The 14,339-nt window shown below is 42.7% G+C and carries 13 protein-coding genes; 7 read left to right on the top strand and 6 right to left on the bottom strand.

What is annotated here, in order from left to right:
- Positions 1 to 203 precede the first annotated feature (203 nt).
- From galT to B5Y67_RS13485, 5 genes are read left to right on the top strand one after another with little or no spacing between them, the layout of a single operon-like run.
- A complete protein-coding gene (gene galT, locus B5Y67_RS13505) occupies positions 204 to 1,196 on the top strand; it encodes a galactose-1-phosphate uridylyltransferase (protein WP_088226960.1) in 993 nt (330 codons plus the stop codon).
- Complete coding sequence (locus tag B5Y67_RS13500) at positions 1,187 to 2,347, top strand: galactokinase (protein WP_088226959.1); 1,161 nt, start codon at positions 1,187 to 1,189, stop codon at positions 2,345 to 2,347. The genes galT and B5Y67_RS13500 overlap by 10 nt, the downstream gene beginning before the upstream one ends.
- A gap of 13 nt (positions 2,348 to 2,360) precedes the next feature.
- A complete protein-coding gene (galE, locus tag B5Y67_RS13495; RefSeq protein ID WP_088226958.1) occupies positions 2,361 to 3,347 on the top strand; it encodes a UDP-glucose 4-epimerase GalE in 987 nt (328 codons plus the stop codon).
- Positions 3,344 to 4,447 carry a M24 family metallopeptidase gene (locus B5Y67_RS13490; RefSeq protein ID WP_088226957.1) on the top strand — a complete coding sequence of 368 codons (1,104 nt, stop codon included), beginning with the start codon at positions 3,344 to 3,346 and terminating at the stop codon, positions 4,445 to 4,447. Before galE ends, B5Y67_RS13490 begins: the two co-directional genes overlap by 4 nt.
- Before the next feature lie 32 nt (positions 4,448 to 4,479).
- On the top strand, positions 4,480 to 5,718 hold the full coding sequence (locus tag B5Y67_RS13485) for an ROK family transcriptional regulator (protein WP_088226956.1): 1,239 nt from the start codon (positions 4,480 to 4,482) through the stop codon (positions 5,716 to 5,718).
- Between the two features lie 331 nt (positions 5,719 to 6,049).
- On the opposite strand, the gene mglC is transcribed toward B5Y67_RS13485, so the two are convergent.
- The 3 genes from mglC to B5Y67_RS13470 form a co-directional block, all read right to left on the bottom strand.
- The gene (mglC, locus tag B5Y67_RS13480) at positions 6,050 to 7,075 is read right to left on the bottom strand and encodes a galactose/methyl galactoside ABC transporter permease MglC (protein ID WP_088226955.1); all 1,026 of its coding nucleotides are present in this window, start codon (positions 7,073 to 7,075) and stop codon (positions 6,050 to 6,052) included.
- Between the two features lie 14 nt (positions 7,076 to 7,089).
- Entirely contained in the window at positions 7,090 to 8,607 is a 1,518-nt protein-coding gene (locus B5Y67_RS13475) for a sugar ABC transporter ATP-binding protein (protein ID WP_088226954.1), read from the bottom strand.
- Positions 8,608 to 8,764: 157 nt separating this feature from the next.
- On the bottom strand, positions 8,765 to 9,805 hold the full coding sequence (locus tag B5Y67_RS13470; protein WP_088226953.1) for a galactose ABC transporter substrate-binding protein: 1,041 nt from the start codon (positions 9,803 to 9,805) through the stop codon (positions 8,765 to 8,767).
- Between the two features lie 384 nt (positions 9,806 to 10,189).
- On the opposite strand from B5Y67_RS13470, the gene B5Y67_RS13465 reads away from it, so the two are divergent.
- On the top strand, positions 10,190 to 11,032 hold the full coding sequence (locus tag B5Y67_RS13465; protein ID WP_088226952.1) for a DegV family protein: 843 nt from the start codon (positions 10,190 to 10,192) through the stop codon (positions 11,030 to 11,032).
- 530 nt (positions 11,033 to 11,562) lie between these two features.
- Positions 11,563 to 12,150: a hypothetical protein gene (locus B5Y67_RS13455; protein ID WP_088226950.1), complete on the top strand. Its 588-nt coding sequence runs from the start codon at positions 11,563 to 11,565 to the stop codon at positions 12,148 to 12,150.
- A 134-nt stretch (positions 12,151 to 12,284) separates the two neighbouring features.
- Here the strand turns inward: B5Y67_RS13455 and B5Y67_RS13450 are convergent, their stop codons facing one another.
- From B5Y67_RS13450 to B5Y67_RS13440, 3 genes are read right to left on the bottom strand one after another with little or no spacing between them, the layout of a single operon-like run.
- The gene (locus tag B5Y67_RS13450) at positions 12,285 to 12,965 is read right to left on the bottom strand and encodes a hypothetical protein (RefSeq protein ID WP_088226949.1); all 681 of its coding nucleotides are present in this window, start codon (positions 12,963 to 12,965) and stop codon (positions 12,285 to 12,287) included.
- A gap of 21 nt (positions 12,966 to 12,986) precedes the next feature.
- Positions 12,987 to 13,496 (bottom strand): hypothetical protein, encoded by a 510-nt coding sequence (locus B5Y67_RS13445; RefSeq protein ID WP_088226948.1) that lies wholly within the window; start codon positions 13,494 to 13,496, stop codon positions 12,987 to 12,989.
- A complete protein-coding gene (locus B5Y67_RS13440; RefSeq protein ID WP_088226947.1) occupies positions 13,471 to 14,043 on the bottom strand; it encodes a sigma-70 family RNA polymerase sigma factor in 573 nt (190 codons plus the stop codon). Before B5Y67_RS13440 ends, B5Y67_RS13445 begins: the two co-directional genes overlap by 26 nt.
- Positions 14,044 to 14,339 lie beyond the last annotated feature (296 nt).

Here is a 14,339-nt window from a genome sequence, read left to right as displayed (position 1 = left end):
TTATTTTTTGATCGCGTAGCAATAACTGGAAGTAAAAGAAAGTTTTCGCGGATTAACGGGATTAATCTGGTATCCTTTTAATTTATTGACTTTTGGCGTTATATTTTGGACAAATTACTTAATTAATTTAATTTAATATATTATAATAAAAGAAATGGCTGGCAGAAGATAGTTTTAGTTTTTGTGAATAAGGGAGTTTGGTAATGACTGAATTGCGTTATAATCCCTTGTTAGGGGACTGGACAATGGTAGCGTCAAACAGACAAAACAGGCCGAACATGCCGAGGGGGGAATGTCCCTTTTGTCCGGGGTCAGGTAGAGTTCCGGAACACTATGATGTTTTGAAATATGATAACGATTTTCCTGCTTTAATGGCAGACCCGCCGGAGCCGGATCCGGTGGCGACTTCCCTGTTTCGGACAGAAAAAGCCTTAGGAAAATGTGAGGTAATTCTCTATTCGCCTAATCATACAACAACATTGCCGGAGCTTTCATTGGAACATATCGAAAAGCTGATTGATTTATGGACAGAGCGATTCGTAGCTTTAAGCCAAGAAGCAAACCATCAATATATTATGATCTTTGAAAACCGGGGTGAAGAATGTGGTGTGACGATGCCTCACCCGCATGGACAGATCTATGCTTATTCATGGATTCCACTTAAGATTCGAACGGAATTGGAAAACTGCCGCAGGTATCATACTGCGAAGGGATCATGTTTGATTTGCGATCTGAATAACGCTGAATTAGCTTTTAAAAAGCGTATTATCTATGAAAATGAACATTTCCTCGCCTATATTCCCTTCTTTACCGATTATCCCTACGGTTTATTTATTGTCAGCAAAAGCCATAAAACTGCTTTGAGCGATTTTTCCCGAGGGGAAAAGCGAAGTCTGGCCGAGATGCTAAAATATATGACCGGGGCTATGGATACATTGTTCAATCGCCTATTCCCCTATATGATGGTAATTCATCAGCGCCCTGTACATGATTCCGCCGCTCGGGAATTTTATCACTTTCATATTGAGTTTTATACACCCTTGAGAGATGCAGGAAAAATAAAATATTATGCCTCTTCAGAAATGGGGGCTTGGGCCCCGGCGAATCCTCAATCTGTTGAGGAAACGTCAGAACATTTGCGTAGGGTCTTTCAAGCGTATCTGCAAAAAGAAGGGTGTGCCGGCAAATGTCCTTAAGTACCTTACTCCAAAACTTTAGTCACCAGTTTGGCAGTGCCGGTAATGATTGCCGGATATTCTTTGCACCGGGCCGAGTGAACTTGATCGGAGAACACACGGATTTTACGGGCGGTTATGTCTTGCCTGCTGCTTTGGCCTATGGTACTTGGGCGGTAGTACGGCACAGACAAGATGGAATGTTTCGTCTGGCCTCGACGAGCTTTCCGGAAAAGGTCGAATTCAATGCCGACGAGATTATTAATCGGCAAGATAGCTGGGCAAACTATCCTAAAGGTGTTTTGGCAGAATTCAAGAAATTGGGGATCAAATTATCCGGCTGCGATATTTTATTTGCAGGGAATATACCTAAAGGAGCCGGATTATCCTCCTCGGCATCCCTTGAAATGGCAACGGCCATAGCGGTAAAAGCTGTTGAAGGCTTGGAATGTGCTTTAATTGATTTGACTCAGCTGGCACAACGTGCCGAGAATCAATTCGTGGGAGTAAATTGCGGCATTATGGATCAGTTTGCTTCGGGCATGGGGAAAGCCGGACAGGCTATTCTCTTAAAATGCGATACCTTAGAGTATCGATATGTTCCTTTGTCCTTAGGAGATTATCAGCTGGTGATCACGAATTCCAAGAAACAACGCAGCCTGACCGAATCGAACTATAATCAAAGAAGGCTGGAATGTGAGGAAGGAATTAAGAAACTTCAAATGCTTCTTCCTGAATTTAGTTCCTTAGGAAATCTGACAACGGAACAATGGAAAGCTGTTCGGGAAGCAATAGAATCTTTCAAAGTTAAAAAACGTCTGGAACATATTGTCCGAGAAAATGCTAGAACGATAGCTTCCGCCCAAGCTCTGCAAATGGGGGACCTCACAGAATTCGGCAAGCTTATGATTCAGTCTCACGTATCACTGCGAGATTTTTTTGAAGTGACGGGAGCGGAATTGGACGCTCTGTTTGAAGAGGCAAGAAAAGTTCCGGGGTGTATCGGGACGAGAATGACTGGGGCCGGCTTTGGCGGGTGCACTGTAAGCTTGGTTCATCAGGGTGCTGTTAAGGATTTCAAATTTCAGGTTACCAAGAACTATAGCGCCAGAACAGGTTTGATACCGGAGTTTTATGTCTGTGATTGCGGTGATGGCGCACGGGAACTTTAAAGGAGGTTGAAAGATGTCAATATTAGTAACCGGCGGGGCTGGCTATATTGGAAGCCATACCGTTGTGGAATTTTTGGCAAAAGGTGAAGAGGTCATTGTCCTTGATAATCTTCAGAAGGGGCACCGTGAGGCTGTCATGACCGGTAAGTTTTATGAAGGGGACATTCGTGATCAGCAACTCCTTGATCGGGTATTTTCCGAGAATAAGGTTGAGGCTGTAATTCACTTTGCGGCTGATTCCTTAGTTGGGGAAAGCGTTCAAGATCCCCTGAAATATTATGATAATAATGTGATTACTGCTCAAAATCTTTTGGCAGGAATGGTTAAACATGGAGTTAAAAGGATTGTCTTTTCTTCTACTGCAGCCACCTATGGAGAGCCGGAATCGATCCCTATTCGCGAAACAGACCGCAAAGAACCCACCAATCCCTATGGTGAGACCAAATTAGCTATTGAAAAGATGTTGAAATGGTGTGACCAAGCCTATGGGGTTGAGTTTGTCGCCTTAAGATATTTTAATGCGGCAGGCGCTCATCCCAACGGGCATATTGGGGAAGATCATCAACCGGAAAGCCATTTGATCCCGATTATTTTACAGGTGGCTCTAGGGCAGCGAGAACAACTGGCTGTTTTTGGCGATGATTATCCTACAGCTGATGGAACCTGTATTCGCGATTATATCCACGTTTCTGACCTGGCCAATGCTCACTGGTTAGCGCTGCAAAAGCTCAGACGAACTGACGAAAGCGCTATTTATAATTTAGGCAATGGGGAGGGCTTTTCCGTCAAGCAGGTCGTAGAAAAAGCCCGAGAGGTAACGGGACATCCGATTCCCCTAAAAATCGCACCGCGGCGGGCAGGAGACCCTGCCGTACTCATTGCTTCATCAAAAAAGGCTCAACAAGAGCTGGAGTGGAAACCGCAATTCAATAGTTTGGAGCATATTTTACAAACCGCTTGGAATTGGCATAAAAATCATCCGAAGGGGTATGGAAAATGAAAAGGGTTGCCCGGAAGTTGGCAAAAATCCGCACTCTTATGTCGGCAATGAACTTAGATGGAGTTCTTCTTCGTCAGCGCCGAAGCTTTTCCTGGCTGACGAATGGGAAAAGAAACTTCATTGTTACCTCTACGGAACTTGGTGCAGCCGATGTCCTGATATTTAAAGATACGGTTTATTGTATAACTACTAAGATGGAGCACGCTCGTTTGCTGGAAGAAGAATTAGCCGAGTTCCCTTGGGAGTGGATCACTTCGGAGTGGTATGAGGGAACGGAAGAGACGATCGGCAAGTTGTGCCAGGGAAAGGCAATAGGTATGGATGTTCCCGCTGAATCTTTGGCTAATATCCAGGGCCGGAATATCGCCAGGGAACTAGCTGAACTAAGCTTTGTTTTAGAGTCGGATGAGATCGATCGTTACCGTTGGTTATCCTTGAGAGTTGCTAAAGCGCTGGAAGAAACTTGCCGAGAGATTATGCCGGGTATGACTGAATTTGAAATTTATTCAGCGCTTATTGCCAAAGTTGCCGGCTTTGGTATCCAGACTCCCGTTCTACTAGTGGCTGCCGATCAGCGTATTTTTTCCTATCGCCATCCCCTTCCAACAGAGAAAAAGCTGGAACGATATGCCATGCTCGTCCTTTGCGGAGAAAAATGGGGCTTAGTCGCTAATGCAACTCGCTTTGTTCATTTTGGAGCTCTTGGGCAGGACTTGCAGAAGACAAGAAAGGTCTTAGCGGAAATTGATCTGGCCTTTAATCTGGCTACGAGGCCGGGAGTGCCGATCAGAGAAGTATTTCGACAGGGCATTGAAGCCTATGAACAATGGGGTTATGCGGGTGATTGGCGTTATCTTCATCAAGGCGGGCCGACGGGATATGCTTCTCGGGAGTTTTTAGCAAACTTAGAGTCCCCGGGGGTAGTACATTGTGATCAAGCGTTTGCCTGGAATCCATCGCTAAAGGGTTTGAAGTCCGAAGATACTCTCCTGGTTACTGACCATGGGAACGAGTTTTTAACTCATACAGGAACATGGAATTATCTCCAGATTGAAAAAAACGGAAAACTCTATGAACGGCCGGATATCCTCATTCGCTAGAAAACAGATTGAGAAAAGGAGGGGAGGATAAAGTGAGTAAATCAATTCCTGTTGGAAGTTTTCAAGGAATGAAGTCCCTGAATAAATCAACGATTCTCAATGTTGTCAGGCAGTATGGTCCTATCTCTCGAGCCAGAATTGCCAAGCTGACAAAGTTAACTCCCCCGACAGTGACCAATCTCGTGAGTGAGTTAATTGAGTCTAAGCTCGTTATTGAGGGGACTCTAGGTGAATCTACGGGAGGGCGGAAACCTATTTTGCTTAGGATAAATTCCTCTGCCTTTTATGTTATCGGAGTTTACGCTGGAGCAAAACGTTTAAAGGCAGTGACAGCAAACCTTGATGGTCATATTATCGAAGAGTTTGAAACCAGGTATGCGGCAAATCAAACTCGCGAACAGTTTCTTCAGACCCTGGAAAAAGCGGTGCAGAATGTTATGGACAATACTCATCGGCAGAAAGAATCATTCTTGGGTATCGGGGTTGGTATGCACGGATTGGTAGATCCTGAGCAGGGTCTTTCTTTGTTTGCCCCTCATCTGAATTTACGCAATCTCCCGATTAAATCATTCTTGGAAAATCGATTTCAGCTGCCGGTAGAAGTGGAAAACGATGTGCGGGCTCAAGCTTTAGGAGAAAGCTGGTTCGGCAAGGGCCTGGGTATTCAGAATTTTATTTGTGTGCATATTGGAACTGGAGTTGGAGCGGGTATTATTATTGATAATAAGCTTTATCGGGGTTCCTCCTTTACGGCTGGAGAAATTGGGCATACCACTATTGACAGTAACGGGCCGAAATGCAGCTGTGGAAATTATGGTTGTTTGGAAACTTTGGTTGGCGGTGCTGCCTTGGCTCGAAGAGCTCAGCAAGCCATTCGCTTAGGAAAAGAGTCAATTCTGGAAGAGTGGGTTCAGGGGGATTTAGATGAGATTAGTGGTGAAATGCTCTGCAAGGCGGCCCGATATGGTGATCTTGTAGCTGCCGAAGTGTTAGGGGATACTGGACGTTATTTGGGTATTGGGCTTGCCAATCTTATTAATTTATTAAATCCTGCATTGATCATACTGAGCGGAGGGGTATCCAGAGCGGAACATTATCTGCTTAATCCTTTGATTGATACTCTTGAAAAAAGAGCTTTGACCAAACCAGCCAATACCGTGAAGATTGCTATCTCAGAGTTAGGGAGCAACTCGATTCCAATAGGGGCTTTCACTCTGGTCTTATACAAACTGTTTACGCCTACAGGTCTGGGAGATGCTGTGAATTACTAGGTTAATAGCTAATATGTTGATGGGAAATAAATATGGAATTATCACAAGAGGCCATTGCTTCACGGACTAATAATTCGTGTGCAACGGCCTCTTATCAATTTTACTCTCTTTATCCAATCGTAAGACTCTCACTTCTACAAGTAGGAGTGGTTCTATACCTTGTTTTGGTGGGTAAGAGTCCATCCTTCAGCGCGGTAGCATTTGTTATGGGCTAGGCGCTTTCGGCGGAAGTGTCCACAGGACACTTCCGTCACCGAAGTCCCGATGTGCGGCTTTAGCTGAACGAGTTTACCAACTTAATTAACCAGCTTGTCACTAAGAACCTTAAGTATTATTTTTTTGTTAGATACTTTCGTATGTCAAAGGCAACAGCAGCTATGATGATCAAGCCTTTAATAATGAGCTGCCAGTAGGGGCTAACTCCGATATAGGTAAGCCCGTAGTTGATGACTCCAAAAATAAGAACTCCTACGAGGACTCCAGGTACAGTACCTATCCCGCCGGCAGTAGATACTCCGCCCACAACACAGGCAGCAATGGCATCTAACTCATACATATTTCCGTAATTATTCGTGGCGCCGCCTGTTCTGGCGGCTTCCATGACTCCAGCCAAGCCATAAAGGGCTCCGGCGATGGCATAAACATAGAGCAAGACTCGTTTGACGTTAATGCCGGAAACAATAGCAGCTTGAATATTTCCGCCTATGGCATACATGCTTTTGCCAAGACGAGTTTTGTTGAAGATGATCCACACAATTAAGGCAACGATGAGGGCTATGATAACAATGTAGGGGATCGAGTAAACGCCGGTTCCAATATAACCGCTTCCCAAGTTGGTGGTAAAATCCTGTCTTAAACCACCGATGGGCTGGGATTGGTTGGGTTTCATATCAAAGTAAAGGGAGTTTAGTCCATACACAGCAACCATTGAACCTAAGGTGGCAATGAAGGGAGGGACGCTAAACCATGCAATAATAGCGCCGTTAATTATACCAACAAGAAGTCCGGCAAAGATAGCAATTAAAACAGGTACTAATAAAGGCAGATTAGGCATCCCGGGGTAAAAGCGGTGAGAATATTCTTGGATTTGCAGCATCGAAGCGGACAAAACAGCAGCAAATCCCACCATGCGCCCGGCTGAAAGATCAACTCCCCCTGTGATTAGAACAAAAGCCGCACCTAAAGCAATAATTGCACGGGTGGAGGACTGTAATAAAATATCTCTAAAGCTGCTGAGGGACAGGAAGCTTGGATCAATGACCGTAATACCTAGAATAAGAATCACAAGGACAAAATAAATTGCATACTGAAAAAAGAAACTACCAATTTTCTTTGAACTGACATCCTTTGTCGTCATTTACAGACCTCCAGTCAAACCATAAACTTTGTTGCGAGGTGCATGATGTCTTCTTCAGTTTTGTTTTCTCCTTCCAAAATACCGGACATTCGGCCTTCGCACATGACCATAATTCTGTCTGACATGCCGATAAGTTCAGGCATCTCTGAAGAAATCATGATGATGCTTTTCCCTTGTTGGACTAATTCAGTAATAATAGAATAGATTTCGAACTTAGCACCAACGTCAATTCCCCGTGTCGGTTCGTCAAGCATGAGAATTTCCGGTTCAGTTAGGAGCCATCTTGCGATCAATACTTTTTGCTGATTTCCTCCTGAGAGGTTCTTGATTTGCGTCTTCGCAGAGGGAGTTTTTATGCGCATCTGGTCAATACTATGCTGGACGTCCTGGCTCATCGCTTGTTGCTTTAGCAAAAAATAGGGACTGATATACCGATTCATGTTGGCCATCACTGTATTTTCTACAATTGGAAGAACGGGGAAAATTCCAGTTGACCGCCGCTCTTCCGTAAGTAAGGCAATTTTGTGTTTTTTGGCATCGATAGGTGATTTTATTTTTATGTGTTTTCCTTTGACAAAGATCTTTCCGGAAGAGACCGTTCTTAAGCCAAATAGGGCTTCGATCAATTCTGTGCGTTGAGCTCCGACAAGCCCTCCAATGCCTAAGATTTCTCCTTGACGTAAATCGAAGGACACATCTTTGAATCCTTTGGGAAAGGGTGATGTTAGGCCTTCAACACGCAGTACTGTTTCTCCCGGGGCATGATGACGTTCAGGATATCGCTGAGCTAAATCCCGTCCCACCATTTTGGAAATAATAAGATTAGTCGTTAACTCGGAGGCAGGCCAAGAGCCAATACGCTGACCATCACGCATAATCGTTACTTCATCAGAAATCTCCAGGATTTCTTCGATTTTATGAGAAATGTAGATGATAGAAACTCCTCTTTTCTTCAAAGAACGGATAATCTTAAAGAGTTGTTCTACCTCATTTCCGGTTAATGAGGAAGTGGGTTCATCCATGACAATCACTTTTGCTTGATTGGATACTGCTTTAGCGATCTCAATTGATTGAATTTTGGAGACGGATAAAGAGCCCACAAGCACGTGGGGGTCCAAATCCATTTCCAGGTCTTTAAATATGGCCATTGAGTCTTCGTACATTCGCTTATCATCTATTAACTTCAGGGGTCCTATCTTGGTGAGGGGAAAACGGCCGAGCCAGAGATTCTCCATCACACTTCTGCGGGGTACAGGATGAAGTTCTTGATGAATCATCGAGATTCCATGATCGAGAGCAACTCTGGAATTTTCAATTTCAATGGTTTTTCCGTTTAAGAGGATTTCTCCTGCGTCCGGCTTATAGATCCCAAACAAACATTTCATCAGAGTTGATTTTCCGGCACCGTTTTCACCCATTAGGGAGTGTACCGTTCCGGGGCGAACTTGCAGGGTGACATTGTCGAGCGCCTTAACGCCGGGAAACTCTTTGGAAATATTTTTCATTTGCAGTAAGAATTCATTTTCAGGCATTTTTACCCTCCTGTGATCCGTCCTTCCCAAAGATATATGGATATATAACGTAGTTTTGTAGATGGAAAATCTAAAGAAGCAAGGGGGAATCGTGAAACATTGCCCCCTTGCTTTATACAATGGAATAATTGAGCCCAATGGTTTTCGGAGAAGAGCATTATTGGGCGTCTGCCATATTAGCCTTGGTAATTTTTTTGTAAGGAACCCACACATATTTGCCGTCAGTAATATCGTATCCTGTATTTTCTTTGCTGGGAGTCAATCCTTTAGCGAGGGCAGCTGCCAGGTTAAGGGTCGCCGCGCCTTGATTCTTGGCATCATTTAAAACAGTTCCTAAAAGAGTTCCATCTTTCAGTGCCTGCAGGCCGGGAGCTGTTGCATCGACACCGACGACCGGCATATATTTATTATTTGTGAAGTAACCTTTGGCTTTCAATGCTTCAATAGCACCTAAAGCCATGTCATCGTTATTAGCAAGAACGGCTTCGATTTTATCTCCTTGAGAACCTAAGAAAGCAGCCATTTTGTCCTGAGCTTTAGAACGATCCCACATTGCGGTGTCCTGAGCAAGTATGTTCACTTTGATTCCGGCATCTTCGATCGCTTTTACCGAATATTTGCTACGGGCAATGGCATCTTGGTGTCCAGGTTCACCCTGGAGCATAACAATATCCATCACTCCGTCCTTGTTTTTGTCCATTTCCGGATGGGCCTTCCAATAATCTACGAGAATTTGTCCTTGCATGATGCCGGATTCTTCGGCTTTGGCACCAACATAATATACTTTGTCCCATTTGTTCATATCATTAGTCTGAGGTTCGCGATTAAAAAAGACAACAGGTGTGTTTGCGGCTTTAGCCTTATCGATAATAACCCCGGCAGCGGTGAGGTCCACAGGATTTATTGCTAGAGCATTGACTTTCTTATTTATAAAGAGGTCTACTTTATCATTTTGCGTTGGCTGGGAGTTTTGACTATCTACGATGTCAACAGTGGCTTTCCCTTGAGCAGCATTGGAAATGGCATTCCGGACACCAGTCATGAACGTGTCATCAAACTTGTAGATAGCGACACCGATCGTGGGCTGTTTGTCTGAGGTGCCTGATGAACTTGAACTTGTCGTTGGGGTTGAGCCTGCACCGCAGCCGGCTAAAAAGAGCATGGCTCCGGCGAGCATCGCTGGAAGAAGTTTTTTCATTAGAATCCTCCCTTTAATTAGTTTTTTCACAAAATTGACTTAGTAAATTTAATTTCTTAAGTCTATTATAGTGTTCTCTATTCTGAGTAGTCAAGGACTTTATTTAGGCAATTAGGTAAGCTCAAAAAGGGACATCGGGCCAAAAACCTCTCAAAATTAAGCTCTCTCTAAACATTATTAGTTCGTTAAATTAACCAAGTTAGTTATAACCATAGTGTTTGCCTCTCACTCCTAAGCTAAGAAGGCCAAAAACGTTCTTGTTTGCGGAAAACAGTATTAAATAATTAAATAAAATGCATATCCCGTTGAAGGAGAATAGTGACGATAAGGCGAATTAAGTGATATCTTGAAAAGAATAATAATAAAATAGACGGAGGATTTTAAATGAAGAGGATCGCACTGGTCACTGACAGTACGGCCGACCTGACCGAGGAACTAACTAAAGAGTATGACATTCACGTCATCCCCTTGAAGGTTAACTTTGGTGATCAGGAGTTTTTAGATGATGAACTTTCCAGCGATGAGTTTTATCGGCGCTTAACTATAGAAGAAAAGCTTCCCCAAACCTCTCAACCGTCACCCGAAGTATTTCGACGAATGTATAGTAGGTTACTGGAAGAATATCAAGAGATTATTTCCATACACATCTCTTCTGCTTTAAGCGGGACATTTAACGTGGCGAACCTGGCTAAAGAAAAGTTCAGAGAAAAGATACATCTCGTAGACTCCAAAACCATTAGTCTCGGTATGGGTTTAATGTTAATCGAGGCTGCACGAAACATCAAAGATGGATATGATACTGGGTGGATTGTTAATAATCTGGAGAAAGTCAGGAAAAATATCGAAACACTTTTTACGTTAAATACCTTAGAATATCTGCAAAAAGGTGGTAGAATTGGCAGAGTCCAAGGCTTTATGGGATCTCTTTTAAACCTAAAGCCGATTATTCGAGTGGGAGACGATGGAGTCTATCATACTTATGCTAAGGCCCACAGCCAGAAAAAATCTCTTGAGTGTGTTGTCCAAGCTTTTCAGGATTTAGCGAAGGGGAGAAAACAAATCCGACTGGCTGTTGCGCATGGAGCGGCTGAACAAGCTGGCCATTACCTAAAAGAAGCCTTAGAAAATGTATGTCAACTTCAAACAACGGTTTTCACACAGGTTGGATCTGTTGTCGGTGTCCATACCGGACCGGGAACAATAGGTGCGGCTGTTCAGTTTGATTAGTCAAGAATTAGGCATTAATACTGATGAAGATTTCATCTTAAAGGTGATGACTATGAAGTATATAGAGTTGGCAATCGCGATAGGAATTGTTTTGCTTTTTGCTTGTTGGTCGAGATATTCGCGTCGTCGAGCAGAAAGAAAAAAGGTCAAGAAAGCCGCAAAAATATATCCTTTGAAAAGACAAACAAAATTGCGCAGAATTAAATAAGACAGCTCTAAATCTCTCTGTTGCAGAGTTCCGGCGAACTTTAGCCTATAACTCCTGAAACGGAGTTTTTTTTATTCAATCGTAAGGTTTTCGCTTCTACAAGTGGGAAGCCCCGATGTTCAGCTTTAGCTGAACGGGTTCACTTCTGACAGCGCTCATCCTAATGGCTTAAAGCAAATGAGGCTTGAAGAGAATAAGTGGATAATTTTTTCTGTTATCGTGAAATATCAATAGGAAAATATGATAATTAGTCGAATATTTTAAAATTATCTCTCAATGTTGGTTGGAAGTAGTTTAAGGGCTGTGAAAGGAGAGATGCATTGTGGTAAATTTGTTGGCGAATAAAGGGTTTTCTCGAGTCTTCTTTGATGCAATTCCTCAGTTGGCCTTAGTATTAGATTCAAATTTAGAAGTACATGCGATGAACCAAGCGGCATTGTCCAATTGTACGTTAGAGCAAAGAGATTATCAGGGCCAACGCTGTGGTGAGGTTTTGGGATGTATTCATCATCTAGATGATCAAAAAGGATGTGGATTTGGTCCCTTCTGTCAATCGTGCCTTACCCGAAATATCGCCTTAGAAGCCGTTAAGGTGGGAAAAACCCTGCGTTCAAAGGGTAAATTAGAGTTTCTTTCGGGGGAAATAACTTCAGTATTTGTAAGCGCTTCACCATTCAAATACAAGCATCAGTCTTTCGTTGTGATTATTATCGAAGACATCTCTTTGATCAGCGAATTGCAAGGTTTAATCCCGATTTGTGCCTCTTGTAAAAAGATTCGGGATGATAAAGGTTATTGGAACCGCGTTGAAACTTACATCGAAGCTCACTCTGAAGCAGAGTTTACCCATGATATTTGTCCAGAGTGTACTAAACGATTGTACCCTAAATTAAGCTCAAAATTAGGGTGAAATATATTAGTAAATAAAATGAGGGACCTGGCTAACTTTCTTGGGATAGATAGTTAACCAGGTCCAATTTTTAGGCCATCCTGAATTGCCAAAAAATAGGGTAAGAGTGTGAAGACATGAATGTGGCTCTATGGTCATTGATCGTTAGAGATGTTATTAGTACTTGTCTTATGGCTTTGCCTTGCTTTAACAATGAGATAGATACCGGAGAGGATAAGCAAAATGGGGATTAGGCTGCTTTTAAACATATAGTAATAACTCCAATTCCTAAATAATAAACGTACAAAATCAGATCTTTCTATAATTTGCAAGAGACTAAGAAACCCAAGGACTGTGATAATGATTCCTAAGATGCGGCGGTTCTTAAACAGCAGCGAGTAATCAAACATCTGCTGCTCAAAGAGATCTTGATCAAGCAGTAATTGACCTTCCGCTCTTCTTCGTTTTAGACTATGACTTTCAAAGAAACTAAAGAACCAAGTAGGTATGAGAATCAAGGGGATAAAAAGCTCTAAATCAATATAAGTTGCTATGACGATTACTCCCAAGGCGAGGATCATTAGCTGCAAACCGCGCCGCATGAGCCCCATTTGCATATGCGCCGCACCAGGAATCAGACTTGTACAGAAAAATAAAAATTTCTCGGTAAAGGATGACTTGTGTTCTTGCGGCAATTCGGAGAAGAGATTTGTTTGAATACAGTGATAGCAGAGGTTTTTGCCATCTATTTGAAGAGTACACTCTGAACATATGGGGTTTCTGCATTTTTCACAAAGAGCTTGGGCTTCTGCAGTAGGGTGATATTTACATTTCATTAAGATTAGGCCTCCTTCGGGTTATTGGTTTCTTTTAATTTGAGAGTCTGTTAAAACATCTATTTTTATAAGAAGAGTGTGGGCCAGCTGATTCATTCTGGTAAAAGGAAGTATTATTTGCTTACTAAATCCACTATCTAATTGAGTAACTTGAGTGGTCATCAAATTGGGAGATAAGGACGATAGGTTCAAGGCGAAAAGAAGAAATCCAGCTGCCATCATACTGAAGCCCCAATTTCTTAGTTCAAAATGATGGGATGAGGCCGTTTCTTTTTGAGGAGGTTCTTTGTTAGAGTCTGCTTGATATCTGCTTCTATTAATGGCCTCCATGATGTTGAGCTTGAGGTCCGGTGGAGGGTTGAGATTGATTCTTCCCTTTGCTAAAAGTTTGGCAGTTTCTTGAATTTGCCAAAGAGTATTTTGACATTCAGAGCACTGGGCCAGGTGGCTGTTCATCTCATCAAGCGTTTGCCTATCTAAACTTTTCTGATAATAACTGTGCCAATCATCCTTGTTCAGATAACAAGTCATGACCATCACCTCCTAATACTGAGAGCCTTAATTTTTCTTTCAGCATTTTGCGGGCTCGGAACAAGCGGGTTTCAATAGTTCTTTTTGAGGTATCCAATATATCTGCGATCTGCTGGGGACTAAAGTCTTGGAAGTAGTATAGAATAAGTACAGTTCTGTAGATCTCCTGTAAACTTCTAACCGCTGCCTGAATCTCTACGGAAGATTCCTGGCGAAGAAGTATTTCTTCCGGACCTACACTTTTATCAAAGCGACTTTCTAAAGAAGCTGGCTCTATAAAGAGCGGCTTTTTTTTTCGAGACCAATCAAGGCAATGGTTAACGGCGATTCGGTAAAGCCATGTAGAAAAAGCCGAGCTTTGTTTGAATCTGGGAAGGCTGTTAAAGGCTTTGAGGAAAATTTCCTGAGTGATGTCCTGGGCCTCCTCAACGCTTTGAGTGTAGTAATAAGCGGTCCGGTATACTCCTGTTTGATAACGTTCAACGAGATCTGCAAATAGCCCTGCATTTCCGTTCAGAATGCCGGTAATTAATTCGTTATCCTGCAAATATTTATCACCGCCTTACTACTGATTAGACGTTCTAAAGCTCAGATATACGTCAACAATCAGAAAAAAATTTTAAAAGAACGGACAGCCCGTGACCAGAAGTGATAGGGGTATGATTTAAACGAAATGTGTTTAGCAAGTAAACATAGTGTACCTGAATAAAACAAATAATTCTCGAACAGATGTTTATGGCCTTGCCAATAAAGAGTTTAAGTCATTTGGTGAAGCTAAACTGTTGGCATATAAATTGCAAACAATCCCATTGTAGATGGTTAATTCGATTGACTGGGGAGGAA

Origin of the sequence: Desulfosporosinus sp. FKB (genome assembly GCF_002196705.1) — a bacterium.
In the GTDB taxonomy this organism is placed as follows: Bacteria; Bacillota; Desulfitobacteriia; order Desulfitobacteriales; family Desulfitobacteriaceae; genus Desulfosporosinus.
This window is presented reverse-complemented; position numbering and strand designations above follow the sequence as displayed.